General features: G+C 61.1%; 25 protein-coding genes and 1 tRNA gene. 10 read left to right on the top strand and 16 right to left on the bottom strand.

Annotation, left to right across the window (positions count from 1 at the left end):
• Positions 1-48: 48 nt before the first annotated feature.
• From RRH01S_RS28270 to RRH01S_RS28280, 3 genes are all read right to left on the bottom strand, one after another.
• Positions 49-492 carry a DUF2948 family protein gene (locus RRH01S_RS28270; protein ID WP_012652471.1) on the bottom strand — a complete coding sequence of 148 codons (444 nt, stop codon included), beginning with the start codon at positions 490-492 and terminating at the stop codon, positions 49-51.
• Between the two features lie 132 nt (positions 493-624).
• Positions 625-1917 carry a UDP-N-acetylglucosamine 1-carboxyvinyltransferase gene (gene murA, locus RRH01S_RS28275; RefSeq protein WP_007699148.1) on the bottom strand — a complete coding sequence of 431 codons (1293 nt, stop codon included), beginning with the start codon at positions 1915-1917 and terminating at the stop codon, positions 625-627.
• A gap of 127 nt (positions 1918-2044) precedes the next feature.
• Positions 2045-2314, bottom strand: coding sequence for a hypothetical protein (locus RRH01S_RS28280; protein WP_234711772.1), 270 nt, complete (start codon positions 2312-2314; stop codon positions 2045-2047).
• A gap of 154 nt (positions 2315-2468) precedes the next feature.
• On the opposite strand from RRH01S_RS28280, the gene RRH01S_RS28285 reads away from it, so the two are divergent.
• Positions 2469-2543, top strand: a tRNA-Thr gene (locus tag RRH01S_RS28285).
• Between the two features lie 200 nt (positions 2544-2743).
• Here the strand turns inward: RRH01S_RS28285 and RRH01S_RS28290 are convergent.
• Positions 2744-3091, bottom strand: a complete 348-nt coding sequence (locus tag RRH01S_RS28290; RefSeq protein ID WP_007699162.1) for a hypothetical protein — start codon at positions 3089-3091, stop codon at positions 2744-2746.
• Between the two features lie 228 nt (positions 3092-3319).
• On the opposite strand from RRH01S_RS28290, the gene RRH01S_RS28295 reads away from it, so the two are divergent.
• The gene (locus RRH01S_RS28295; RefSeq protein ID WP_042476053.1) at positions 3320-3793 is read left to right on the top strand and encodes a VOC family protein; all 474 of its coding nucleotides are present in this window, start codon (positions 3320-3322) and stop codon (positions 3791-3793) included.
• A gap of 26 nt (positions 3794-3819) precedes the next feature.
• Here the strand turns inward: RRH01S_RS28295 and RRH01S_RS28300 are convergent, their stop codons facing one another.
• Entirely contained in the window at positions 3820-4257 is a 438-nt protein-coding gene (locus tag RRH01S_RS28300; protein ID WP_037221338.1) for a VOC family protein, read from the bottom strand.
• A gap of 389 nt (positions 4258-4646) precedes the next feature.
• On the opposite strand from RRH01S_RS28300, the gene RRH01S_RS28305 reads away from it, so the two are divergent.
• Complete coding sequence (locus RRH01S_RS28305) at positions 4647-5384, top strand: metallophosphoesterase family protein (RefSeq protein ID WP_165586821.1); 738 nt, start codon at positions 4647-4649, stop codon at positions 5382-5384.
• Positions 5385-5458: 74 nt separating this feature from the next.
• Here the strand turns inward: RRH01S_RS28305 and RRH01S_RS28310 are convergent, their stop codons facing one another.
• From RRH01S_RS28310 to RRH01S_RS28325, 4 genes are all read right to left on the bottom strand, one after another.
• A complete protein-coding gene (locus RRH01S_RS28310; RefSeq protein WP_042476056.1) occupies positions 5459-8614 on the bottom strand; it encodes an efflux RND transporter permease subunit in 3156 nt (1051 codons plus the stop codon).
• A 20-nt stretch (positions 8615-8634) separates the two neighbouring features.
• Positions 8635-9792, bottom strand: coding sequence for an efflux RND transporter periplasmic adaptor subunit (locus RRH01S_RS28315; RefSeq protein ID WP_012652477.1), 1158 nt, complete (start codon positions 9790-9792; stop codon positions 8635-8637).
• A gap of 58 nt (positions 9793-9850) precedes the next feature.
• On the bottom strand, positions 9851-10459 hold the full coding sequence (locus tag RRH01S_RS28320) for a TetR/AcrR family transcriptional regulator (protein ID WP_007699182.1): 609 nt from the start codon (positions 10457-10459) through the stop codon (positions 9851-9853).
• A gap of 121 nt (positions 10460-10580) precedes the next feature.
• The gene (locus RRH01S_RS28325; protein WP_042476059.1) at positions 10581-11060 is read right to left on the bottom strand and encodes a hypothetical protein; all 480 of its coding nucleotides are present in this window, start codon (positions 11058-11060) and stop codon (positions 10581-10583) included.
• Between the two features lie 432 nt (positions 11061-11492).
• Here RRH01S_RS28325 and RRH01S_RS28330 point away from each other — a divergent pair, with 432 nt between their 5' ends.
• Positions 11493-12032, top strand: coding sequence for a hypothetical protein (locus RRH01S_RS28330; protein WP_042476062.1), 540 nt, complete (start codon positions 11493-11495; stop codon positions 12030-12032).
• A gap of 109 nt (positions 12033-12141) precedes the next feature.
• On the opposite strand, the gene RRH01S_RS28335 is transcribed toward RRH01S_RS28330, so the two are convergent.
• Positions 12142-12573 carry an OsmC family protein gene (locus tag RRH01S_RS28335; protein WP_012652480.1) on the bottom strand — a complete coding sequence of 144 codons (432 nt, stop codon included), beginning with the start codon at positions 12571-12573 and terminating at the stop codon, positions 12142-12144.
• Between the two features lie 313 nt (positions 12574-12886).
• Here RRH01S_RS28335 and RRH01S_RS28340 point away from each other — a divergent pair, with 313 nt between their 5' ends.
• Together RRH01S_RS28340 and dgoD are read left to right on the top strand one after the other, a co-directional pair.
• Positions 12887-13651: a FadR/GntR family transcriptional regulator gene (locus RRH01S_RS28340; RefSeq protein WP_042476066.1), complete on the top strand. Its 765-nt coding sequence runs from the start codon at positions 12887-12889 to the stop codon at positions 13649-13651.
• 62 nt (positions 13652-13713) lie between these two features.
• Positions 13714-14862: a galactonate dehydratase gene (gene dgoD / locus RRH01S_RS28345; protein ID WP_007699196.1), complete on the top strand. Its 1149-nt coding sequence runs from the start codon at positions 13714-13716 to the stop codon at positions 14860-14862.
• 515 nt (positions 14863-15377) lie between these two features.
• Here the strand turns inward: dgoD and RRH01S_RS28350 are convergent.
• From RRH01S_RS28350 to RRH01S_RS28375, 6 genes are all read right to left on the bottom strand, one after another.
• Positions 15378-16094 carry a Bax inhibitor-1/YccA family protein gene (locus tag RRH01S_RS28350; protein WP_012652482.1) on the bottom strand — a complete coding sequence of 239 codons (717 nt, stop codon included), beginning with the start codon at positions 16092-16094 and terminating at the stop codon, positions 15378-15380.
• Between the two features lie 22 nt (positions 16095-16116).
• Positions 16117-16887 (bottom strand): anti-sigma factor family protein, encoded by a 771-nt coding sequence (locus RRH01S_RS28355; protein ID WP_042476069.1) that lies wholly within the window; start codon positions 16885-16887, stop codon positions 16117-16119.
• The gene (locus tag RRH01S_RS28360) at positions 16874-17413 is read right to left on the bottom strand and encodes a sigma-70 family RNA polymerase sigma factor (RefSeq protein WP_007699204.1); all 540 of its coding nucleotides are present in this window, start codon (positions 17411-17413) and stop codon (positions 16874-16876) included. Before RRH01S_RS28360 ends, RRH01S_RS28355 begins: the two co-directional genes overlap by 14 nt.
• A 64-nt stretch (positions 17414-17477) precedes the next feature.
• Positions 17478-18401, bottom strand: a complete 924-nt coding sequence (locus tag RRH01S_RS28365; RefSeq protein ID WP_042476075.1) for a bestrophin family protein — start codon at positions 18399-18401, stop codon at positions 17478-17480.
• Positions 18402-18533: 132 nt separating this feature from the next.
• Positions 18534-19274 (bottom strand): peptide-methionine (S)-S-oxide reductase MsrA, encoded by a 741-nt coding sequence (gene msrA / locus RRH01S_RS28370; RefSeq protein WP_042476080.1) that lies wholly within the window; start codon positions 19272-19274, stop codon positions 18534-18536.
• Positions 19275-19405: 131 nt separating this feature from the next.
• Positions 19406-19615 carry a SlyX family protein gene (locus RRH01S_RS28375; protein WP_034521346.1) on the bottom strand — a complete coding sequence of 70 codons (210 nt, stop codon included), beginning with the start codon at positions 19613-19615 and terminating at the stop codon, positions 19406-19408.
• Between the two features lie 239 nt (positions 19616-19854).
• On the opposite strand from RRH01S_RS28375, the gene RRH01S_RS28380 reads away from it, so the two are divergent.
• Genes RRH01S_RS28380 through RRH01S_RS28395 form a run of 4 tightly spaced genes read left to right on the top strand, consistent with a single transcriptional unit; the run spans position 19855 to position 23600 of the window.
• Positions 19855-20691 carry a metallophosphoesterase family protein gene (locus RRH01S_RS28380; protein WP_042476083.1) on the top strand — a complete coding sequence of 279 codons (837 nt, stop codon included), beginning with the start codon at positions 19855-19857 and terminating at the stop codon, positions 20689-20691.
• Positions 20688-21851 carry an ABC transporter ATP-binding protein gene (locus tag RRH01S_RS28385; RefSeq protein WP_042476086.1) on the top strand — a complete coding sequence of 388 codons (1164 nt, stop codon included), beginning with the start codon at positions 20688-20690 and terminating at the stop codon, positions 21849-21851. Before RRH01S_RS28380 ends, RRH01S_RS28385 begins: the two co-directional genes overlap by 4 nt.
• Complete coding sequence (locus RRH01S_RS28390; RefSeq protein ID WP_042476089.1) at positions 21844-22767, top strand: carbohydrate ABC transporter permease; 924 nt, start codon at positions 21844-21846, stop codon at positions 22765-22767. Before RRH01S_RS28385 ends, RRH01S_RS28390 begins: the two co-directional genes overlap by 8 nt.
• On the top strand, positions 22764-23600 hold the full coding sequence (locus RRH01S_RS28395) for a carbohydrate ABC transporter permease (RefSeq protein WP_034521338.1): 837 nt from the start codon (positions 22764-22766) through the stop codon (positions 23598-23600). Before RRH01S_RS28390 ends, RRH01S_RS28395 begins: the two co-directional genes overlap by 4 nt.
• Positions 23601-23622 lie beyond the last annotated feature (22 nt).

A 23622-nucleotide genomic window follows, 5' to 3' on the forward strand; every position in this document is an offset into this window, starting at 1 on the left:
TTTACATCGAGGCCGCCGCCGGCGACCGAAACTCGTTTTCCGTCCGGCCTAGAGCGCTTCGTCCGGATGACTGGGCTTATTAGCCGTTTCCCACGCGCCGCCAATATCCGCAAGCTGAACTTCGATACATTCGACATCGAGCGCGATGGTCGCATTGCCGGCAAGCGTCAGCTCGATGGTGCCGTCAGGCCCGTCGCCCTTCTGGTCGAAGCGGATAGCGAGCAGCGACAGCACGTCATCACGCCGGCGCCGGTCGACGCCGCTGGAGCGCACCGCCAGCACCCGCTTGAACACCAGCGCCACGCGACGGCGCTCGAACGTCTTGCTCTTCGGATCCGACAGTTCCCAGACGAAACGGTTGGCGGCAAACGAAAATTGCTTAAGCTTCGGCGTATAAGACATGTCGCCGACCTTGAAGACGCTATCCTGCATATGCGCGGAAATAACGCCCAAGTCTTCGGTGTCGAGTGCCATTAGCTTGAGATTGGTCATGCGCCTGATATCCCTGATCGCCCACGGACATGCCGATAGCGGCATGTCCTCGTGATGGAAATAGGATGCGGGCGGCAAAGACGCAACCGGAGAAAACGGGCTTCTCCGGTCTGTTCACGGCAATAGCGGGAATTAGTCGCTGATGCGCTCGACGATCGCACCGCAACGCGTCAGCTTGTCTTCCAGCCGCTCGAAGCCGCGATCGAGGTGATAGATGCGCGACACCAACGTTTCGCCCTCGGCGGCAAGGCCGGCAATGACCAGCGATACGGAAGCGCGAAGGTCCGTCGCCATGACTGGCGCGCCCTTCAGCCGCTCGACGCCCTCGATCTTGGCCGTCTGGCCGGAGAGCGAGATCTTCGCGCCGAGGCGGGCGAGCTCCTGCACATGCATAAAGCGGTTTTCGAAGATGGTCTCGGTGATATGCGAGGTGCCGGTCGAGCGCGTCATCAGCGCCATGAACTGCGCCTGCAGGTCGGTCGGGAAGCCCGGGAAGGGATCGGTGACGACATCGACCGGCTGGATGCCGCCGCCGTTGCGCTTGACGCGAATGCCGTTATTGGTCGCCGAGATATCGGCACCGGCACGGCGCAGGCTGTCCAGCGCCGTGTCGAGCAGCGCCATGTCGGTATTTTCCAGGGTAACGTCGCCGCCGGCCATGGCAACGGCCATGGCATAGGTGCCGGTCTCGATGCGGTCCGGCAGGACGCGGTGGCGCGCGCCGGAAAGCGAGGTGACGCCTTCGATGGTGATCGTGCTGGTGCCGGCGCCGGTGATCTTGGCGCCCATGGCGATCAGGCAATTGGCGAGATCGACGACCTCGGGCTCACGGGCCGCATTGCCGATGACCGTCGTACCGCGGGCAAGGGTCGCCGCCATCATCATCACATGCGTCGCGCCGACCGAAACCTTCGGGAAATCATAGCGCGCGCCGATCAGGCCGCCCTTGGGCGCGGTGGCGTTGATATAGCCACCGTCGATTTCCATGTTGGCGCCAAGCGCCGTCAGGCCCTCGATGAACAGATCGACCGGACGCGTTCCGATGGCGCAGCCGCCGGGCAGCGACACGCGCGCCTGGCCTTCGCGGGCAAGCAGCGGCCCGATGACCCAGAAGCTGGCGCGCATCTTGGCAACCAGCTCGTAAGGCGCGGTCGTGTCGACGATGGTGCGGCAGGTGAAATGGATGGTGCGGGAATAGGCGTCTTCCTGGCGCTCGCGCCGGCCGTTGACGGCGACGTCAACGCCATGATTGCCGAGAATGCGCTGCAGCAGCTCGACGTCGGCCAGATGCGGCACGTTTTCAAGCGTCAGCGTATCGCTGGTGAGCAGCGAGGCGATCATCAGAGGCAGAGCCGCGTTCTTGGCGCCGGAGATCGGAATGATACCGTTAAGCTCGTTGCCGCCGACAATCCTGATACGATCCATATATGACTACGGGCCGAGCCCGCCTTTCCTGAAGTTCCATGCCACCTGGGAAAAGGCGCTCTTTAGACGAAATAGATTAAAGCTTCAATTCGTTTGATGGCTGTTTGATGATGGGCGACATGAATCATTACGATTCGTCCATTTTTGCGGCGGCGTCTTTCTCGGGCGCGGTATTTGCGGCCGGCAGCCCATCCGTTTCGTCCGCTTGGCCAGCGCGCCGCGCCCTCACCTGCTGCTTGCGGCGGCCAAGATTTTCGCGCAGCTTCTGCGCCGCCCGCTCCCGCCGCCTGTCCGCCTCGGTGACGGGCCTCGCAACCACGCCTTCTTCCGCCTCGCCGGCCGTCAAACCGCCTTGCGAGATCGCCTCATCACCCGTTTTCGTCTTATCCACACCCATGCGCTTCCCATAGCCGAAATCCCTCGACTTCAAAAGGCCGACGCATTTTTTCCCGCGATCTTTCACAGAAGTTGAAATTTGCGGCTTGCACTCAGCCTCGACCTATGGCAATAGCCGCCTCGCCCAATACGGCGCACCCAAAGCGCCACGGTTTGCTGCTATAGCTCAGGGGTAGAGCACTCCCTTGGTAAGGGAGAGGCCGAGAGTTCAAATCTCTCTAGCAGCACCAGTTTTCTATTTCCCCTGCCTTTAGAAGAATAACTGGCTGGTCGCTCTTGCACGATGAAATGCAATATCGGATCTGGCAACCAGATTGTGCATGCTCAATCCCACCCCAGCTACTCACAAGAGTGCGTCGTCCATAAGACTCCGAAGAACTTGGTGTGCCTTAACAAAGTTGTACGTTACGGCCTCGACTGCCCAACCTCCTCAAACCTTCTCCGTCTTCTTAACCTTCACCTTCGGCTCCACAGGCGCATCCGGCGTCGGGGCCAGCAGTTTGCGCAGGGTCGCGATCTTGTCCTTCACCAGTGGGCGGAAGCGGGTGGCGCGGTAGGGCATGTCGGCGGCGCCGTAGCCTTCGGGGCCGTCGTCATTGCCGCGGTGGATCTCTTCCAGCTTCACGCCGATGAAATTGCCATCGACATAATGCGAGTATTCGCCGACCCAGCGGATCGTGTAGATCGTCCCCTTGCGGATCAGCTGGTCGATGCTGACATGCTTGAACTTGTCATCGATACAGACGACCTTCTGGCCCACATGGAAATCGTAGCTCACTCTCATCTCCTTGAAGCGACGCTCCTGCATCGCCTGTCGTCAGGCGCCAAGCATATTCGCATATGCACCGGCTGGTAAATGCAAAGCGCATGATGGCGGTCGATTTATGATCATGCCGGGAAAGGTCGCGCGCTGCAGCCGGGCAAACTCAAAAAACTCCACTCCCCTGTCGGCTTTGCCCCTCACCGTCCGTCCTTGGAGCATTCCAACCGAAGAGAGGAGCATCCCATGTCTAAAATTGCCCCATGCCTGTGGTTCGCAAACGAGGCCGAGGAAGCGGCCAATTTCTATGTGTCGCTGTTTCCCGGCTCGCGCATCGACCATGTGCAGAAGAATGTCGTCGAAACACCCGGCGGCCCGCAAGGCAGCGTGCTGGTGGTGAGCTTCACGCTTGCCGGCCAGCGCTTCATGGCGCTGAATGGCGGCAGGCGCTTCGAATATACCCATGCGATCTCGCTGGAGGTGGATTGCGACGACCAGGCCGAGGTGGACCGGCTCTGGGACGGGCTTTCCGCCGGCGGCGCCATCGAGCAATGCGGCTGGCTGAAGGATCGCTACGGCGTCTCCTGGCAGATCGTCCCGACAGTGGTCAAGCAGATGCTGGCCGACCCCGACCCGGCCAAGGCCGGTCGCGTGCTGCAGGCGATCATGGAGATGATCAAGCTCGACATTGCCGGCCTGCAGGCGGCCTATCGCGGATAGCTGGCAACGATTCGGAACTATCCGTCTCAGGCCCGCTCCCTGCGCAACCGCGCGATCGCCTGGAGCTGCATGGCCTTTTCGCCGAGCTGCATCAGCTCGATGCGGTTGCCTTCGGGATCGGTGATCCAGGCCTGGTAGTTGTGATCGACGCCGAGCTGCTTTTCGGAGGTGAGCGCGACGCCCTTGCCGGTCAGCTCGGCAATCGCGCCGTCGATATCGTCGACCTCAAGGCAGAGATGATTGAAGCCGACATTGGCAAACGGCGGCGCGCTGTCGCCGACGGCATCGGGAAACAGCTCGAGATATTGCGTATCGGTGATGCGCAGATAGACGATCCAGAGGCGGCCGTCCTGCTCCAGCCGGAACATCTCCTCGAAGCCAAGCTTGTTGACGTAGAAATCAAGCGACCGCTCGATATCCTTGACGCTGACGGCGACATGGCCGATCGATTTCACATGCTTCACGCGCAGTTCCTCCTCTTATGTCTGTCTCCCTGACCGGAACCATGGGGAGCAGAAGGCTGCGAGATCGTCAAGGCCGTTCAGCTCTCGCGTTTCGCCGGCGGGAAGCATTACCCGCCCCAAAATGCTCCAACGCGCCTGCCGCCCGCCGTCGTGCCGGTCAGATTGACGCATAGCGGCATTTATAGCTTCCCGTTTCTTAACCGCGCACAAGCATCGCTCACCAACGCATATTGCACTGCAACATTGACTGGATTACCGTCGCAACAACGCCATAAGTAGGTGGAATTATTGGTTTATTTCAATAAAAGGTTGTGTCGCAGTGCCGGCGCTTGCGGATGTCGATGATGGGATTAATTTATCGACTATTCAGCAGCAGAACGGCGAGATCCATGGAACAGTCCCGGCGTGCCCGCATCGATCTTCCGGCTCAGAATTACACAGCCATCTATGCGCTCAGCGACATCCATGGCTGCCATGATGAGCTGATCGAGGCCGAGAGGCGCATCGTCGCGGATGCCGCCAAAATTCCTGGCCGAAAGCTCCTGATGTTCCTCGGCGACTACGTCGATCGCGGCCCGCAATCGAGCGACGTGCTGCAGCATTTGTGCGACCCGCCGCCCTCGAACTTCGACCGCTACAGCCTGCTGGGCAATCACGACGACGTCTTCCTGAAATTCCTCGACGATCCGCGCGGCAACAGCGACTGGCTGGAGTATGGCTCAGGCCCGACGCTCGCCTCCTATGGTGTCGACGTGGACTATCTGCTGCGCGAGGAAGGCCGGAGCGTCGAGGAACTCGGCGAGGCGGCCCGGCGGGCCATTCCGCCGGCGCATGTCAAATTGCTGCGCTCGCTGCCGGTCGCCGTCACCGTCGGCTCCGTCATCTTCGTCCATGCCGGCATTCAGCCGTACATACCATTGGCGGGACAGACCGATAACGACCTGATCTGGATCCGCGAACCCTTCCTCTCCCAGGGGCCGCAATTGCCGGTGCTGGTGGTGCACGGCCATACGCCGAGCCCGCGCCCGACCTTCGGCAGTGGCCGCATCGGCATCGACACCGCTGTTTCCATGGGCGGAACCCTGACGATCCTCAAGATTGTCGACGGTCAGCCGACAATCCTCTAGGCGAGCATTCGGCACGAATAGAAAGGGGCCCCGGCATAGACCGAGGCCCCTTTTCTTCATTTCGTCCGCGCCTGTTATTCCGCGGCCATGGCCGGCGGCAGATGGTCCACGGCGTCGTTGCTTTCCTGCGGCTTGTCCACCAGCGGCTCAGCCGATTTCGTCTTCGGCTCGCGGCCGAAGAACAGCGCATAGCCCGCCGGCAGCACGAAGATGGTGAGCACTGTGGCAACCAGGATGCCGCCCATCATGGAATAGGCGAGCGGGCCCCAGAAGACGCCGCGCGAGATCGGGATCAGCGCCAGAACCGCCGTCAGCGCCGTCAGCACGATCGGCCGGAAACGTCGCACGGCCGCGCCGACGATCGCTTCCTTTCGGTCCATGCCCACCGCGATATCCTGGTCGATCTGGTCGACAAGGATGATCGAGTTGCGGATGATGATGCCGAGCAGCGCGATGACGCCGAGGATCGCCACGAAGCCGAAGGGCGCACCGCTGATCAAGAGGGCACCTGCCGCGCCGATGATGCCAAGCGGGCCGGTGGCCAGCACCAGCATCGCCTTGCCGAAGTGTTGCAGCTGCGCCATCAGCAGCACGACGATGATGATCAGCATGATCGGTGCCTTGGCGGCGATCGAGGCCTGGCTTTCGGCACTGTCTTCGGCGCCGCCCTGGATCTCGATCTTGTAGCCGGCCGGCAGGCTGTTTCGAAGGTCGGCCATGTCGTTATAGAGCTTGGCCGTCACATCGTTCGACTGCACGTTGTCAGGCAATGTCGCCCGGACCGTGATGGTCGGCAGGCGGTCGCGACGCCATTCAATGCTCTGCTCCATGACGGGCTCGATCTTGGCGACCTGCGACAGCGGCACGAAACCACCGCTATCGGTCGGGATATAGATCGAATTGACCGAGGTCAGCAGATGACGGCTGGCAGCCGGCTCCCTGACGACAATGCCGACGGTCTCCTCGCCCTCGCGGTAATTGTCGAGGGTGGCACCGGACATGGTGGCCTGCAGCATCTGGCGGATGCGCTGCGAGGTGACGCCGAGAGCGCGGGCGCGGTCCTGATCGATCACCAGCTTCATTGCCGGCACCGGCTCGAGCCAGTCGTCATGGATGGCGCCAAGCAGCGGGTTCTGGGCGAAGCGCTGCCTCACCTCGTCGGCGATGTGGCGAACCTCCTGCCGGTCCGGACCCATGACGCGAAGCTGCACCGGCCAGCCGGTCGGCGGACCGAGGAACAGGCGGTCGACCTTGCCGCGGACCGTGGGGAAGTCGGCGGCAAGAATGCCTCGCAGCTTAGTAATCAGCCGTTCGCGCGCGGGCTCGTCCTTCGCCATGACCAGCATCTGGGCATAGTTCGGATTGGTGAGCTGCTGGTCGAGTGGCAGGAAGAAGCGCGGGGCGCCCTGGCCGACATAGGTGGCGACAAAACGCTTGTCCGGATCGTCGGCCACGCGCGCCTGCAGCGCCTGCGCCTGCCGTTCGACCTCCTTGATGCTGGTGCCTTCCGGCAGCCAGAGATCGACGAGGATTTCCGGGCGAGACGACTGTGGGAAGAAGTTCTGCGGGATGAACTGGAAGGACCACAGGCTTCCGACGAAGGCGGCGATCGTCAGAAGCAGCACGATGACGCGATGACGCACGGCCCAGGCCACCGACGAACGCAGGCGGCGATAGAAGCGCGTGTCGAAAACATCGTGATGCTCGCCGACATGGTGGCGCTGCTTCAGGATCATGTAGCCGAGCCATGGCGTGAAATAGACCGCGACGAACCACGAGATCACCAGCGCGATGCCGACGACGTAGAAGAGCGTGCGGACATATTCACCCGCCGTCGAGGCGGCGAAACCGACCGGAATGAAGCCGGCGGTGGTGATCAGCGTGCCGGTCAGCATCGGGAAGGCAGTCGAGGAATAGGCAAAGCTTGCCGCATCGAGCTTGGCAAGCCCCTCCTCCAACTTGCGCTCCATCAGTTCGACGACGATCATGGCGTCGTCGACCAGAAGACCGAGCGCGATGATGAGAGCGCCGAGCGAAATGCGCTGCAGATCGATGCCGAGCTCGTACATGATGGCGAAGGTCGCCGCGAGCACGAGCGGAATGGCGATGGCGATCACCAGGCCGGAGCGCCAGCCGATCGACAGGAAAGAGACGATCAGCACGATCACCAGCGCCTCGCCGAGGGCATGCATGAACTCGCTGATGGCGTCGGTCACGACTTCCGGCTGATTGGAAACCTGATCGACCTGCACGCCGACCGGCAGTGAGGCAGTAAAGCGCTTATAAGTCTCTTCCACCGCCGCGCCGACGTCCGTCACCTTGTTGCCATTGGCCATGACGACGCCGAGCTGGACACTCTCATGACCGTTATAGAGGAATTTGGCCGTATAGGGATCCTGCAGCCCGGCGCTTACCGTTGCGATGTCGCCGAGACGCGTCACCTGGCCGCCGGCGGTCAGCCGGAGGTTCTTGATATCCTCGATCTTGTTGACGTCACCCTCGACCGAGATACGCACGGAGCGCGTGCTGGTGTCGACGGTACCGGCTGGATCGACATTGTTCTGGCCGACAATGGCGTTCTGCAGGGCGGTCAGCGTCAGGCCACGCTCCGCCAGCACCTTGGAGGAGACGTCGATATAGATCTGCTCAGGCTGGTCGCCGATGATCACGGCCTTCTCGACGCCCGGCGTCGCGAGCAGCATGTCTCGCGCCTGGATCGCGAATTTCTTCAGCTCGGGATAGCTGTAGCCGTCGCCGCTGATCGAATGCAGGGTGATATAGGTGTCACCGAATTCATCGTTGAAATAGGGGCCTTGCAGGCCGGACGGCAGCGTATTGGCAATATCGCCGACCTTCTTGCGCACCTGATAAAAGGCGTCCTTCACCTGTGCGGTGTTGGTGTCACCCTTGATCTGGACGGTGGTGATGGCAAAGCCGGCGCGGGTATAGGATTTGACCCAATCAAGATGCGGCGTTTCCTGCAGCTTGCGCTCGATCTTGTTGACCACCTGGTCTTCCATGTCCTGCAGCGAGGCGCCGGGCCAGATGGTCTGCACGACCATGACACGGAAGGTGAAATCCGGATCCTCCTTCTGGCCCATATGGGTCAGGCCGAACGCACCGGCGATGATGATCAGCGCGAACAGGAAGCGCGCGATGCTCGGATGGGCGATCGCCCAACGCGACAGGTTGAAAGGCTTCTTCTCTTCCGAGGTGCTGTTGATAGTCATGGTCTCGCCCCTCGATCCGCTTAGCGCACGATATCGGCAGCGGCCGTGACGGCGCCGCCATTGGTCGCGGCCGATACCTGCTGGGCATCCGGCACCTTGACCTTCATATTCTCGGTCATGAATTGCGTGCCGGCGGCAACGACGACATCGCCGGCCTTCAGGCCGTCGGCGATACGTACGCCGTCATCGGCAAAATCGGCGACCTTGACGTTGCGGGAATGCACCGAGCCGGCGCTGCGGTCGACCAGCCAGACGATCTGCTGGCCGTCCTTCTGGGCAAGCGCGCTCAGCGGAACGGAGACGTAAGGTTGGGTATTGCCGGCCTCAGCCTCGATCGTCGCGGTCATGCCGAGCAGCACGCGGTGATCGCTCGGCAGGCTGACACGCACTGCAAAGGTCCGTGACTGTGCATCGGCGCTGCCCGCCACCTCGCGCACCTTGCCGTCGAGCACCAGCGCGTCGTCGGACCAAAAGCGCGCCTTGACGTCCTTGCCGACCTTGAATTGCGCGATATCCATTTCCGGCACAGCGATCAGCACTTCCTTCTCGCCGTCGACAGCGACGGTGATAACGGGCGTGCCGGAGCTGACGACCTGACCGACATCGGCATTGACGGTCGTCACGATGCCGTTCATGTCCGACGTCAGATCGCTATAGGCAACCTGGTTTTTCGCCTCAGTCAGCGCCGACACGGCGGAATCCCGCGTCGAAACGGCTTGATCATAGGAAAGTTCGGCCTGTTCGAGCTGCGACTTCGACCCGACGCTCTTGTCGAAGAGCTGCTGGGCACGATTGCGGGCAAGCGCCGTCGTCTGCACCTGCTTTTCAGCCGAATCGAGATCCGCCTGCGAGCGGCGCACCGCCAGGGCGTAATCGGTAGAGTCGATGCGGGCGAGCACATCGCCGGGCTTCACCTTCTGGCCGATATCCACCTTGCGCTCGACGATCTTGCCGCTGACGCGGAAGCCAAGGTTCATATCCGTCCGCGCCTTGACCGAGCCTGAATAATCGAGCTTGCGCGTCGTATCCGCCTGCGCGATCTCGATCACCTTGACCGGCCGGATCACCTCCGCCGCCTCTTCCTTCTTCTCGTTGCAGCCGGAAAGCGTAAGACCAACAGCGGCAATGAATGCAGCGCCGGCTATGGATCGTATCGTCGTGGTCGTCAGCGAACGCATGTCGCTCTCCTTAGTCAAACGGAATGCAAGCACGGCCGATCATTCGGCACGCGGACTGCTATTTCTTCAGCGCCCTGATGGCGAATTCGATAAGGTCTTCGGGTTCGGCCCGGTTCGGCTTGCTAAGACTTTGCGCGACCATCTGCGGATGGCAAAGGATGGTCGTCGCCGCGCCGAAGCATTTCGATGCAACATAGGGGTCCTGCTCAAGAAATTCGCCGGCAGCGATACCCTCAGCGATGATCTCGGCTATCAAATCATGAATACGATCGATAAACTTTTCGATGACGTGCCAATCGTGCTCGATGGCGATGACCACCATCTCATGCACCTTCTGCTCGTCGAGCATGTTTTCGCACGTCTGCTTGTATTGCGCATAGACATAGGCATGCAGCCGGTCGGAGGCGCTGATCGGGCGGCGGCGGATTTCCAGCGCCATCTGGTAGCTGTATTCAAGCATCCGGCCGCAAACGGCCTGGCGAATTTCAGTCTTTGAAGCAAAGAAGCGGTAGATATTCGCCGTGGACATGCCGAGGTCGCGAGCGATGTCGGCGACCGTCGTCTTGGCGTAACCGTAGTGGCGAAACAGCCTTTCGGCTGCGTCGAGGATTTTTGTGATGTTTTCCTGACGCGCCGGATCGGCGCTGACATCGGAAAGATCAAGCATGGTTTACTTTCGATTTACGAGTGACGATTTTCAATTTTCATCACTCGTAAACCATAAGGCCACACCTGTCAAGAAACCGCACCGGCAACCGGACGGTTGAAACAGCGGTCGTGATCAGGTGTCAGGCACCCAGAATATGGGGACGGAAACGACGGACGCTCAGCAAGCCGACAATCAGGAATGCAATCAGCAGCACCGCCTGAACAGCCAGAAGCGGCGGCTCGTTCCCCTGTGGCGCCAGCGCGTTCAGCGCAGGGATCTTCTGGAAGGATTGGACGATCAGGACAATGCAATTGAGGTAGTGCATGAACAGGCTGCCGACGATAAAGACGAGCCGCCAGAAGCCGGTCATCTGAAACTTATAACGCGCGAGCGCCGTGGGAATGAAGATCAGAACCGAGATGATGCCGAATATGATGCCCGGTGTCACGCCGTTAAAGGGAAAGAGAAACCCGGTCAGGCTCGTCAGCAGGATTGTGACCATATAGACGAGCGTCGACCGTTCGTGACGGTCGCCGGCGATCAATCCCTGCGCGACGATAACGCCGGCGACGATCGCGATCAGGCTGATGATGACGTGAATCCAGGTCAGTGCGGACATGTGAACAATCTCCCTCGCGCAGGACATTTCCGCGACAAGCCTAGTTCGGCTCGATAATGAGGGATTGTAGATTTATGCGTGAAACCGCGCCTTCCCGCCGCAAGGCAAGGAAATACCGCCGGACCGCACGTAGCCTTGCCGACCTTGCAGTATAGCCAATACTTATGAGGCCGCCGGCTCTTTGAATTGGCGATGCAACGGCATCCCTTCTATTCATCCGATGAATGGCCGGATCGCGAGACGAAATGTCGAGAGCGCTGTCAGTTATGCGATTGATGAATAACCGGCCGTTATGACCGGCCCTTGTGTGGCTCTCGATAAGACACTCCCGCTCCCCTTATGAAATCCTCTGGAGGAGGAGCCTACGCGCATCCGCAATTGACGCGGTTGAGCAAGAACCAAGCGCGGAACAAACAGGGAGGAAAATCAGGGATGAGCACCAATTATGGCGATGTCCGTCGAGATACGGGCGTAGGAACGAACGTCACGAATAGACCGGCCCTATGGTCAACCATAAAAGCGGGTTTGATCGGGGGGATCACGGGCGGCGTCCTGATCTGGATATATGAGGCGATCGTCTGGGTCGGCATCCAGCAACTGATGCCGCTGGCGGGCATTCCCCGCAATGCCACGGGCCTTGTATTCGGCAAGGGCGTGCAGGAATCTCTGGGACTGACGGCCTATTTTCTCGGCACGGCAATCCACTTCTCTTTCGTTTTTGCCTGGGGCATCGCCTTTGCCTGCATCTGGCCGTACTTCCGGCGCCGCGGCTATGAGGCGACCTTCGTGGCGCTCTTCTATGCTGTCATGATCTGGATCGTGATGCATGCGGCGATCATGGTCGCCACCACGGATCATCCCAACTACTTCGATCCGATGGTCGTCATCGGTGGCTTCATGTCGCACTTCTTCTACACCGTGCCGCTAGCCCTGATCGTCAAACGACGCCTTGCAGCGGAAACCGGCTCGTAAGACCACCAATACCCGTTGGTGTGCAGAAATAGGCCACCTTGCCATCACGGGCAGCGTTCGACAGGCTCTTCGCATCGCGGAGAGCCTGTCGAATCATTGGATTCCGAGCCTAGGCGAGGCGCACTTCCAATGAGATCGGCACCGAGGCAAGCGCCTTGGAGACCGGGCAACCGGCCTTGGCCTTGTTGGCAAGCTCGGTGAACTTGGCCTCGTCGGCACCGGGAACCTTGCCCGTCAGCGTCAGGTGGATCGCGCTGATGGCAAACCCGCCTTCGACGCTTTCAAGCGTGACCTTGGCCGTCGTCTCCATGGTCTCGGCAGTGAAGCCCGCCTCATTCAAGATCAGCGACAGCGCCATGGTGAAGCAACCCGCATGCGCCGCGCCGATCAACTCCTCCGGATTGGTGCCCGCGACGCCTTCGAAGCGGCTGGCAAAGCCGTAGGGATAATGGTTGAGCGCACCGCTCTGGGTCGAGATCTGGCCCTTGCCGTCCTTAAGACCGCCGGACCACTGGGCCGAACCTGTGCGATTGATCTGCATACCGTCCTCCTTGTCGTTGATTAAACCTTGGAAAAAAGGGGCTTTGCCCTCCCGGCAATGGCCGATGGGGAACCGCCTTCTGGCAGCCCCAATCAGCAATATAGTGTTCTATCCGTCGATGACGACAGCGCAGTAACGGCGAGCCCACCGCTGCCTTGAAAAGACGCGCTGTTTTCTTCCAGGAAGATCCAAAATGGCGCATCCACCCTTTCTAGTCGCGCAAGTCAGTTGACAAATCATCATACCAGGGAATTGCCTGTGTATGATGATTGTAGTAAGGTGTTTTCGACTGCGAGGAGCGGGGAAGAGATAGTTGGATTCGTTTGAACGGCAAGAGCATGGCTTGGTTGATCGGCCGGAACGCCGCCCGCGCGTGCGCCGGAACGTGACGGCGGCGATTGCTGAAGATATCTGCTCCGAACGCTATCCATCGGGCTCGGCCCTGCCGCGCGAAAACGATCTCTGCGAGCTCTATGGCGTCAGCCGTACCGTCATCCGCGAATCCCTGAAGATCTTGGAATCGAAAGGTCTCGTGCGCGGCAAGCCACGCATCGGCACCACCGTCTGCGACAAGGATGACTGGAACATCCTCGATCAGGACGTGCTCGAATGGATGGGACCTTATATTGCCGAATTCGATATTCTCGGCAGCATCCTCGAGGCGCGGCGCACCATCGAACCTGTCGCGGCCGAGTACGCCGCCGAGCGCGCCACTGCCCAGGAGATTGCCGATCTCGACCGGGCCTGGCGGCAGATGTGCGAGTCCGGCGACGATCCGGAGCGCTTCACCGAAGCCGACGTGACGTTCCATACGGTGCTGCTGGGCGCCAGCCACAACCAAGTGTTCCGCCGCCTGTCGAGTGCCATCCATGCCGGCCTCAAATACGCACTGCACGCCTCCAATGTCGCCGCCGACAGCCGCGACGAGGCGATCGCCGTGCATGGCGAGCTGGTGGAGGCGCTGCGCCTGCGCAACGGCATTGCCGCGCGCGACTGCACCCATCGCCTGCTGGACCTTGCCGCTCGCGACCTCGCCGCCGGAAAGGCGATGGGACGAGCGGAGAAAAGCAGGACCTGAAACCCCGAGATCCGCGGCCTTCCGCCGCCGATGTGACCAAAAGCCGAAACGGAAGCATTCCCATGAAAATCACCAAACTGACGACCTATATCGTGCCGCCGCGCTGGATGTTCCTGAAGATCGAAACTGACGAAGGCATCGTCGGCTGGGGTGAACCAGTCGTCGAAGGCCGCGCGCTCACCGTCCAGGCCGCCGTGCACGAGCTGGAAGACTATCTGATCGGCAAGGATCCCTTCCTGATCGAGGACCATTGGAATGTCATGTACCGCGCCGGCTTCTATCGCGGCGGCGCCGTCCACATGAGCGCCATTGCCGGCATCGACCAGGCGCTGTGGGACATCAAGGGCAAGGCGCTCGGCCAGCCGATCCATTCGCTGCTCGGCGGCCAGGTGCGTGACAAGATCAAGGTCTATTCCTGGATCGGCGGCGACCGTCCTTCCGACGTTGCCAACAACGCCAAAGAGGTCGTCGCTCGCGGCTTCAAGGCGATTAAGCTCAACGGCTGCGAGGAAATGCAGATCGTCGACACCTACGACAAGGTGGAAAAGGCAGTCGAGACCATCGCCACCATCCGCGAGGCAATTGGCCCCTATGTCGGCATCGGTGTCGATTTCCACGGCCGCGTCCATCGCCCGATGGCCAAGGTTCTCGCCAAGGAGCTGGAACCCTACAAGCTGCTGTTCATCGAAGAGCCGGTACTCTCCGAAAACCGCGAAGCCTTGAAGGAAATCGCCAATCATTGCTCGACGCCGATCGCGCTCGGCGAGCGGCTCTTCTCGCGCTGGGACTTCAAGCAGGTCCTGTCGGACGGCTATGTCGACATTCTTCAGCCCGACCTCTCACACGCCGGCGGCATCACCGAATGCCGCAAGATCGCGGCCATGGCGGAAGCCTATGACGTGGCGCTGGCGCCGCATTGCCCGCTCGGTCCGATCGCTCTTGCCGCCTGCCTGCAGGTCGACGCCGTCAGCTACAATGCCTTCATCCAGGAGCAGAGCCTCGGCATCCACTACAACAAGGGCAACGACATCCTCGACTACATCTCCAACAAGGAAGTCTTCCACTACGCCGACGGCTTCGTCAGCATCCCGCAAGGCCCCGGCCTCGGCATCGAAGTGGACGAAGCCTACGTCATCGAACGCGCCAAGGAAGGCCATCGCTGGCGCAACCCGGTCTGGCGTCATGAAGATGGCAGCGTAGCGGAATGGTAGGTCGCTGACATTTTTTGAGGGGTGGGTGTCAGGGACCGCAGTCTCTCATGTGACGCACCTCTGATACCCCCTTTGTCACTTCGTGACATCTCCCTCACAAGGGGGGAGATTGTTGGGAGGATGCCGCCCGCTCTCCTTAAGGCGATCAGCCTCGATTTCAGCAGACTCAACATCAGTTTGAGGCGAGAGAGTACCACAAGTTACCAATCTCCCCCCTTGTGGGGGAGATGTCACGTCAGTGACAGAGGAGGGTGAGGAACTCTCAGTGAACTCGGAAGCTGCCACAACGTTCTGACGACGCCTCGGAGCATGCATCATCGCGCTCCTACGAATAGACCGCTACTGACCAACCACCCCAATCCCAACCCCAAAATAAAGTACGCCTGCGGTATCGGCGCAGATACCGCAGGCGCGTCATGCGTCTCACAAACCCCCAGGGAGACGCATTCCCGGAGCACGATCAAACGAAAGAGTGGAGTAACTTTCAGATCATGCCCAAGCTTAAAAGTCCGATGCTATTCCCGCTCGCCCGTGAAGTTCAGGAGAAGCTGGAAGATGTTGACGAAGTTCAGGTAGAGCGACAGTGCGCCAAAGACAGCGAGCTTCTGCGAAGTCTCCTGATCGTGGTTCTCGGCATACTGTTCCTTGATGTTCTGCGTATCCCAGGCGGTCAGGCCGACGAAGACCACGATGCCGATGATCGAGATGGCGAACTGCAGCGCGCTCGAGCCCAGGAAGATATTGACGACGCTGGCGATGATGACGCCGAACAGGCCCATCATCAGGAACGAGCCGATATTGGCAAGGTCACGCTTGGTCGTATAGCCGTAGAGACTGGTCGCGCCAAACATGGTGGCAGCGATGAAGAAGGTCCGCGCGATGCTGGTGCCGGTGAAGACCAGGAACACCGATGCAAGCGACAGGCCCATGACGGCACAGAAAGCCCAGAACATCGTTTGCGCCGCACTCGCCGACATCGTCTGGATGCGGAACGAGAAGAACAGCACGAAGGCGAGCGGCGCCAGCATGACGACCCACTTCAGCGGCGACTGGAAGATCGGCACGTAGAGCGCCGGCGTCGTGCCGACGATCATCGCGACGATACCGGTCACCACAAGGCCAATGCCCATGTAGTTGTAGACGCGCAGCATGTGCTTGCGCAGGCCTTCGTCGAAGAGCGCCTGCGAGCCGGCAGCGGCGCCATAGCCGAAGCGCGGATTGGTCGGGTTCATAGTCGATCTCCTTTGATCAAAACTAGTAAAGGGTGCGGGCGAGCTTTTCAGCCTCGCCATCGAGTTCGTTCGCCTTGCCGCCGCCGATCAGGGCGTAGGCGACTTCGCCGATCTGCCAATAGGCAGCCTGGACATTGTCGCGCGTGACATGGCTGACCTTCTGGACGGCGAAGTTGCCCGGACGGATGGCAAACAGTGATAATTGCCCGCCCTTGCCGGCATCGACAGCCACTTCAACGCTCGGACCGAATTCGGACGGATAGATCTGCGCATCGGTGACGCGCCAGCCCGCTGGCATCTCTGGAAGGACGATCGCCGTCGAGGCGCGGATCTCTTCCGGATTGTAGCCGGACTGCCCGGGCTGCGATTTCATCGTGTCGCGCGTCGCAGTCGCCTGATAGGTGCGCACCGCATCGTCGACGAAAGCAGGTGCCGGAACCGAAGCATTGACCTCGCTCGCCGTGAAGGCGCCGAAGGATGTATGCGCCACCCAGCCGGTCGCCATCAGCATGGCGACGGCCGCCACCCGCTGGAAGGAGCTCAGCACGCGGCCATAGGCGAGCCCGCGCTCCAGCCGCCGGGCGGCTTCGCGGGTTTCCGCCCTTGCCGCCAGACCTTCACCCGCCAGCGCCATGCGCAGCTCGCCCCGCATGCTGAGATCAGCCATGACCTTAGCGGCGATCGCCGGATGCTCGGAGAGATAGGATTCCACCTCGACACGGCGCGCCACGGTCAGCTCGCCATCGACATAGGCGTCGAGATCGCTATCGATGATCGGATCAATTGTTTTCATTGCCGCCTCCGTCGATGAGCCGAAGATGCGAAATCTTGGGTGCCGTCTCCTCGAAACTCCGGAGGCTGGCGCGAGCCCTAGCGATACGCGACATCAGCGTCCCCATGGGAATGCCGAGCGCGGAGGCCGCCTCCTGATAGGAAAGATCCTCGATCGCCACCAGATGCAGCGCCTCGCGCTGCTCTTCCGGCAAATTGAAGAAGGCGTCCCGCACCTGGCTCAGGCGCACGGCATGGTCCTGCGAGGCCGGAAGGGCCGGCTCGAACTCGACTGCCGCCTCTTCATGGCGACGGTTCAGTGAACGCTTCTGGCGCAAGCGGTCGATATGGGCATTGTGCAGGATCGACAGCAGCCAGGTGCGCAGGTTCGCGCCGCGCCGGAAACTCGCTTTGCGCTCATAGGCCTTGACCAGCGCATCATGCACCAGGTCTTCCGCCTCATCCGCATTGCGGACAAGCGAACGGGCATATCGTCTCAGCGAACCGAGCTGCCCTAAAACGTCGAATGTCCGTTTGTTGCGTTCCATACCCCAATATACGGAAGCCGAGCCGATCTTATTCCATGGCCCGGCAAATATTTTTTGCAGGCCCCTACATCAGCACGAAATCCCTGGGCTGCGGCATTGGCGGCAGGTCGGTTTCGCCGAGCGCTTCCCTGAGATTGATCTCGATCGTATCGGCAAGAGCGCCGATCGCCAAAGCGTTCGGACGATTGCCGAAGGGGTCCTCCAGCTCGTCGCCAAGCGCATCGAGGCCGAAGAAGGTGTAGGCGACCAGAGCGGCCACGAACGGCGAACCCCAGCCCAGCGTATCGACGAAACCGAAGGGCAGCAGGAAGCAGAAGAGATAGGCGGTGCGGTGCAGAAGCAGCGTATAACCAAACGGCAGCGGCGTGTTGCGGATGCGCTCGCAGGCCGCCTGTACCGCCCCCATCTGGCCGACACTGGCATCAAGCATCTGATACTGGATATCCGAAATTCCGCCCGCTGCCTTCAGCCGCGCCAGATCGGCCGACATCAGGCGCAGCAGGAGATCCGGTTTATTCTGAGCCGCGCGGTAGAAATCAACTTCGCTGGGCGCCAGGTGTTGCAGCACCTTGTTCTCGTCGCCGCCGGGCCGCAAATGACAGACCAGCGCCTGCGCGAAGGCCATCGTCAACTGCAGCAAACCCTTGCGTGCCTGACGCCCGGTCTCGCCGGCAGCCTCCAGCATCAATGTCTGCCGCGCAAAGCCGCGGCTGACCTGGATGAGCAGCCCCCAGTCGCGCCGCCCTTCCCACCAGCGATCGTAACAGGCGTTGTTGCGGAAGCCGAGGAAGATCGAAAGCGCGATGCCGAGCAGCGAGAAAGGCGACCCGTTGAAGGAGAGGATGACGTTCGGCCGCTCCTCATGGCCCCAGACGATCAACACCGATAGCAGGAAGATCACGACGATCTGCGGCAATATTCGTCGGACGACCGAACCGCGCATAATGAAGAAAAGCTGGAAAAGGCTCGGCCGGTCGCGGACGATCATGGTAAAAAGCACTCTCAATTGATGTCTGGATTGATGTCTGGCAATTGCAAAGCAATACACCAGACATCAGGAGAATAACGAGCATTTCCTGCAAAGCCGCTCTGACCGGCCCGCATTGCTAGCCGGCTCTCCTCAATTTTCCGAGGCGTTCGCTGCGACCAGCACCGGATCGGAGCGATAGTCCCCAGGGAAAAGGCGCTGCAAGTTTTTGACCTTCGGCAGGTCGTTGACGACGATATAGGGATAATTGGGGTTCATCGTCAGGAAATTCTGGTGATAGCCCTCGGCGGCATAGAACTGCCGCTCCGGCTCGATCTTGGTGACGATCTCCGCGTCGAAAACCTTGGCGTGGTTAAGCTGCCCGATATAGGCTTTGGCGACATCAGCCTGCTCGGCGGTCGTCGGAAAGATTGCTGAGCGATATTGCGTGCCGCTGTCCGGCCCCTGATAGTTCAGCTCCGTCGGGTCGTGGGCGACCGAGAAATAGATCTGCAGCAGATGCCCGTAACTGACCTTGTGCGGATCAAAGACGATCCGCACGGATTCGGCATGGCCCGTATCGCCGCCGCTCACCGTCTCATACTGAGCCGTATCCTTCTTGCCGCCGGCATAGCCCGAGGTGGCGCTGATCACACCGTTGACATGCTGGAACACACCCTGCACGCCCCAGAAGCAGCCGCCGGCAAGAACGGTGGTTTCCGTGCTGCCCGAGCCCGGCTTTTCATCCACGGCCGGCGCCGGAATAACACGGGCGTCTTCAGCCGAGGCATGGCCCACGAATTGCAGCGCAACGCCGGCCAGCAACACGGCGCCAACGGCAAAGGCCGCCGGGCGGGCAACATGCGACAGGGCCTTGCGGATCGTATCTTTCATGATGATCTCCTCTCGACCGCGAGTGTAAATTCTCCGGTCGAAAGGGATACGGGAGGATAGAGGCTTTTGTTACACACGCCCGCGTGAAACACCGAAACGTGATGGTGCACCAGCCCAGTCAGTACGACGGCTCAGTAATGCGGCGGCTTTGTAATGGCTGGCGCATCCATTGTCTGCTCTTCCAGCGTCAGGAAACGCTCCGCCAGCCGATCGAGCTTCAGCCTCATCTGCTCGACCACTTTCCATTGCTCCGCCACCTGGTCGGACAATTCTTCGATGGTCTTTGCCTGATAGGCCACCAGCTCTTCGAGCGTGGTGATGCGGCTTTGTTCGTCTGACATCTCTGTTCCTCTTTCGGCAGCGATCTATATCACCGGAACCGCCGACGTATAGTCTTTCAATTAGGCATATGAGAGGGACCGGCGCCATTTGACGAATATATGACAAAACTGGAAAACAGGTGAAAAGACCCGTTACCTAACTGACATCGGGGCCTTCTAAAGAGATCGGCAAGAAGCGCCGGTTTTGAAGGAAACTCCCTCCACAAGCGCTCTCTCTTTTCGTTTTTCGGAGACGCGCCTTGAAGATCATCCAGATCACCGACACCCATTTGAGCCCGAACAAGCCGCATTTCAACGGCAATTGGGAGCCGCTGGCGCGGTGGATCGAAGCAGCTGGCGCCGATCTCGTCATCCATACCGGCGACCTCAGCGTCGACGGCGCCGACAAGGATGAAGACCTCACTTTCTCCATGGACCTGATGCATCAGGTCTCCGTGCCGATGCTGATCGTGCCCGGCAACCATGATGTCGGTCATCTGCCGGGCTCCTATCAGCCCGTCAATCCCGAGCGCCTGGCGCGCTGGCGCCGTCTCGTCGGCCCGGATTACTGGGCGAAGGACGTGGACAACTGGCGGCTGATCGGCCTCAACAGCCTGCTGATGGGCTTCGAGGACGCCGAAGAGCAGAAGCAGTTCGATTGGCTACAGGAGACGCTCGAAAGCCGCGGCAACCGCCGCGTGGCGCTCTTCGCCCACAAGCCGCTGTTCGTCGATGCCCCGAACGAAGGCGACACCGGCTATTGGAGCGTGCGCCCCCCACAGCGCCGCCGGCTCTACGATCTGATATCAGCCCACGACGTTGCCCTACTCGGCAGCGGCCATCTGCACTGGACCTGGGAAGGCCGCTTCAACGATACGGCGCTGGTCTGGGCGCCGCCCGCCGCCTTCATCCTCGACACAATGGAACGCGAGATGCCGGGCGAACGCCTGATCGGCGCCGCAATCCATGAGCTTGGCGACGACGTCACCACCGAGATCGTCGCCGTCCCCGGCATGACCGCTTATTTCCTGGATGACGTCGTCATGGAAGTCTATCCGCAAGCGGCTCCGAAGGCACAGAAGGAGCCGACGGAATGAGCGCGCTCTCGCTTCGTGGCATCACCAAATCCTTCGGCGGCAACGCCATTCTGAAGGGCGTCAGCCTTGACGTCGAACCGGGCGAATTCATCGCCCTCGTCGGCCCATCCGGTTGCGGCAAGAGCACGCTGCTGCGCATCCTCGCCGGCCTCGATCATGCCGATACCGGTGAGATCCTTGTTGCCGGCAACGACATCTCGGGCGTCGCGGCCGCCGACCGCAACATCGCCATGGTCTTCCAGTCCTACGCGCTCTATCCGCATCTGACGGCATCCGAAAACATTGCCGTGCCGCTCGCCATGCGCCGCCTGACACGCGTCCAGCGCCTGCCTTTCATCGGCGCGCTGATCCCCGGCCAGCGCGCGACCCGCAGCGGCATCATCCGCGATGTCCGCGAGATGGCGACCTCACTGAAGATCGACCATCTGCTCGACCGCAAGCCCGGCCAGATGTCCGGCGGCCAGCGCCAGCGCGTGGCGCTCGCCCGCGCCATGGTACGCCGCCCGAGCGTCTTCCTGATGGACGAGCCGCTCTCCAATCTCGACGCCAACCTGCGCGTCCATGCGCGCGGCGAGATCGTCGATCTGCACCGTCGCGCCGGCGTTCCCACCGTCTATGTCACCCACGACCAGGCGGAAGCCCTGTCGATGGCCGACCGCGTCGCTGTGATGATCGGCGGGCAGTTGTTGCAGTTGGCGTCGCCACAGACGATCTATGACGATCCGGCCCATGTCGAGGTCGCCCGCTTCGTCGGCCAGCCGCGCATCAACCTGCTGCCGGCGCTCGCCGAAAATGGCACCGTCGCCTTCGGCGGCATCAGGCTGGCGCTGGACGAAAGCACCTTTGCCGGCTCCACCGTTACGCTCGGAATTCGTCCGGAATTCGTTCGTCTCGCCGGCAACCGCCAGGATGCGCTCGCTGCCCATATCGAGCGGATGGAATTCCTCGGCTCGGAAGTCATCCTGCGTGCCAAGCTCGACGCCATCGGCGAAAGCATCGTCGCCAAGCTCACCCCCACCGACACTGCGGGCCTGTCCGCCGGCATGCCGGTCGCGCTGACACTGGCGCCGGAACAGGCCATGGTCTTTGCCGAAGACGGCCGCCGCCTGCGCACGACCCCCGTTGCGGTCGAAGCCGGCCGGGAGAAAGCCCATGGCTAGCATCGCCGCCACGGCTATCCCGATGCGAACGGCGGTAAAACACGAGCGCAGCGAGGCCCGCACCGCTCTGCTGCTGGCGCTTCCGGCCATCATGCTGATCGTGCTGTTCGTGCTCCTGCCGATCGTCGCCGTCGTCTTCCTCGGCTTCACCGACTTTCAGCTCGGCGACAAGAGCCTGCGCTTCGTCGCCTTCGAGAACTACGCGCATTTGCTGAAGGACCGCACCTTCCAGAAATCACTGTGGAACACGGCGGTCTATACCGCCATCGTCGCCCCCGTCTCGATCGTGCTTGGCCTCGGCGTCGCACTGTTGATCGAGAGCGAAGGCATCGGCCGCAGCTTCTTCCGCACCGCCTATTTTCTCCCCGTTGCCTCGCTGATCGTCGCCATGGCGACCGTCTGGCAATATCTCTTCCATCCGACCATCGGCCCGATCAACGCCCTGCTCGGCGAAATCGGCCTGCCGCGCCCGAACTGGCTCGCCTCCTCGGCGACCGCGCTCTACAGCCTGTCGATCATTGGCGTCTGGCAGACGGTCGGCTTCAACATGGTGCTGTTCCTCGCCGGCCTCACCGCCATCCCGCGCGAGCTTTATGCCGCCGCAGAAGTGGACGGCGCGAAATCGGCGCTCGACCGCTTCTGGCTGGTCACCTGGCCAATGCTCGCGCCGACGACGCTGTTCGTCACCACCATCAGCATCATCAATGCGGTCAAGGTCTTCGATACCGTCAAGACGCTGACCGACGGCGGCCCGAACCATGCCTCGGAAGTGCTGCTCTTCACCATCTACCAGGAAGGCTTCGTCTATATGCAGGTCGGCTACGCCTCGGCGATGACGACGGTCTTCCTCGCCATTCTGGTAGTGCTGACCTTCCTGCAATATCGCGTCCTCGACCGGCAGGTGCATTACACATGACCTCCACAGGCTTCACCCCCGGCCGCATCCTGCGCCTTTCGCTGCTGATCCTCGGCTCGCTCGTCTTCCTCGCGCCCTACATCTTCATGATCTCGACCGCCGGCAAGGCGCAGGACGATATCTTTACCTCCGCCCTGAGGCTGATCCCGACGCATTTCTTCTATATCGAGAACATCACCCATGCGCTGGCCAAGGTGCCGATGGGCACGCTGCTCCTCAACGGCGTTCTCGTCTGCGGCCTGATCTTCTTCTTCCAGGTGCTGATCGCCATTCCCTGCGCCTATGCCATGGCGAAGCTGAAGTTCCCGGCTGCGCGCCTGATGATGGTGCTGGTGATGCTTGGCCTCTTGATCCCGATCCACGCCACCGCCCTGCCGCTCTATGTCGCCTTCAACAGCCTGTCGCTGCTGAACAGCTACACCGCGCTGGTGGCGCCCTTCTCGATCTCGGTCTTCGCGATCTTCATGTTCCTACAGTTCTTTCGTGCCATGCCGGACGACCTGATCCATGCCGCCCGCCTCGACGGCATGTCGGAACTCGGTATCGTCGCTCGCGTCATCGTGCCCAACGCCTGGCCGGCCGTCACCGCCTTCGCGATCTTCTCGGTCGTGGCACACTGGAACGACCTCTACTGGCCGCTGATCGTCATCAGCAAGCAGGCCTACGCCACGCCACCGCTGGGCCTCATGTACTTCCGCGCGGCCGAGGCCGGCGACGACTACGGCGCGCTGATGGCCGCCACGCTGATGATCACCCTTCCCCTCGTCGCCGCATTTCTTCTGGCACAGAAGCGCTTCGTCGAGGGCATCACCATGACCGGTCTCAAGGGCTGACCGGTTCGAAACAGGAGAACGA

It is taken from the genome of Rhizobium rhizogenes NBRC 13257, assembly GCF_000696095.1.
Taxonomy (GTDB): Bacteria; Pseudomonadota; Alphaproteobacteria; order Rhizobiales; family Rhizobiaceae; genus Rhizobium; species Rhizobium rhizogenes.

Coding starts and splice junctions, on each gene's coding strand:
- RRH01S_RS28315 (WP_012652477.1), bottom strand. CDS start 9,792: ATGCGTTCGCTGACGACCACGACGATACGATCCATAGCCGGCGCTGCA.
- RRH01S_RS28385 (WP_042476086.1), top strand. CDS start 20,688: ATGAGCGCGCTCTCGCTTCGTGGCATCACCAAATCCTTCGGCGGCAAC.
- murA (WP_007699148.1), bottom strand. CDS start 1,917: ATGGATCGTATCAGGATTGTCGGCGGCAACGAGCTTAACGGTATCATT.
- RRH01S_RS28355 (WP_042476069.1), bottom strand. CDS start 16,887: ATGAAAACAATTGATCCGATCATCGATAGCGATCTCGACGCCTATGTC.
- dgoD (WP_007699196.1), top strand. CDS start 13,714: ATGAAAATCACCAAACTGACGACCTATATCGTGCCGCCGCGCTGGATG.
- RRH01S_RS28330 (WP_042476062.1), top strand. CDS start 11,493: ATGAGCACCAATTATGGCGATGTCCGTCGAGATACGGGCGTAGGAACG.
- msrA (WP_042476080.1), bottom strand. CDS start 19,274: ATGAAAGATACGATCCGCAAGGCCCTGTCGCATGTTGCCCGCCCGGCG.
- RRH01S_RS28310 (WP_042476056.1), bottom strand. CDS start 8,614: ATGACTATCAACAGCACCTCGGAAGAGAAGAAGCCTTTCAACCTGTCG.
- RRH01S_RS28390 (WP_042476089.1), top strand. CDS start 21,844: ATGGCTAGCATCGCCGCCACGGCTATCCCGATGCGAACGGCGGTAAAA.
- RRH01S_RS28280 (WP_234711772.1), bottom strand. CDS start 2,314: ATGGGTGTGGATAAGACGAAAACGGGTGATGAGGCGATCTCGCAAGGC.
- RRH01S_RS28305 (WP_165586821.1), top strand. CDS start 4,647: ATGGAACAGTCCCGGCGTGCCCGCATCGATCTTCCGGCTCAGAATTAC.
- RRH01S_RS28335 (WP_012652480.1), bottom strand. CDS start 12,573: ATGCAGATCAATCGCACAGGTTCGGCCCAGTGGTCCGGCGGTCTTAAG.
- RRH01S_RS28360 (WP_007699204.1), bottom strand. CDS start 17,413: ATGGAACGCAACAAACGGACATTCGACGTTTTAGGGCAGCTCGGTTCG.
- RRH01S_RS28270 (WP_012652471.1), bottom strand. CDS start 492: ATGACCAATCTCAAGCTAATGGCACTCGACACCGAAGACTTGGGCGTT.
- RRH01S_RS28295 (WP_042476053.1), top strand. CDS start 3,320: ATGTCTAAAATTGCCCCATGCCTGTGGTTCGCAAACGAGGCCGAGGAA.
- RRH01S_RS28365 (WP_042476075.1), bottom strand. CDS start 18,401: ATGATCGTCCGCGACCGGCCGAGCCTTTTCCAGCTTTTCTTCATTATG.
- RRH01S_RS28320 (WP_007699182.1), bottom strand. CDS start 10,459: ATGCTTGATCTTTCCGATGTCAGCGCCGATCCGGCGCGTCAGGAAAAC.
- RRH01S_RS28325 (WP_042476059.1), bottom strand. CDS start 11,060: ATGTCCGCACTGACCTGGATTCACGTCATCATCAGCCTGATCGCGATC.
- RRH01S_RS28350 (WP_012652482.1), bottom strand. CDS start 16,094: ATGAACCCGACCAATCCGCGCTTCGGCTATGGCGCCGCTGCCGGCTCG.
- RRH01S_RS28375 (WP_034521346.1), bottom strand. CDS start 19,615: ATGTCAGACGAACAAAGCCGCATCACCACGCTCGAAGAGCTGGTGGCC.
- RRH01S_RS28395 (WP_034521338.1), top strand. CDS start 22,764: ATGACCTCCACAGGCTTCACCCCCGGCCGCATCCTGCGCCTTTCGCTG.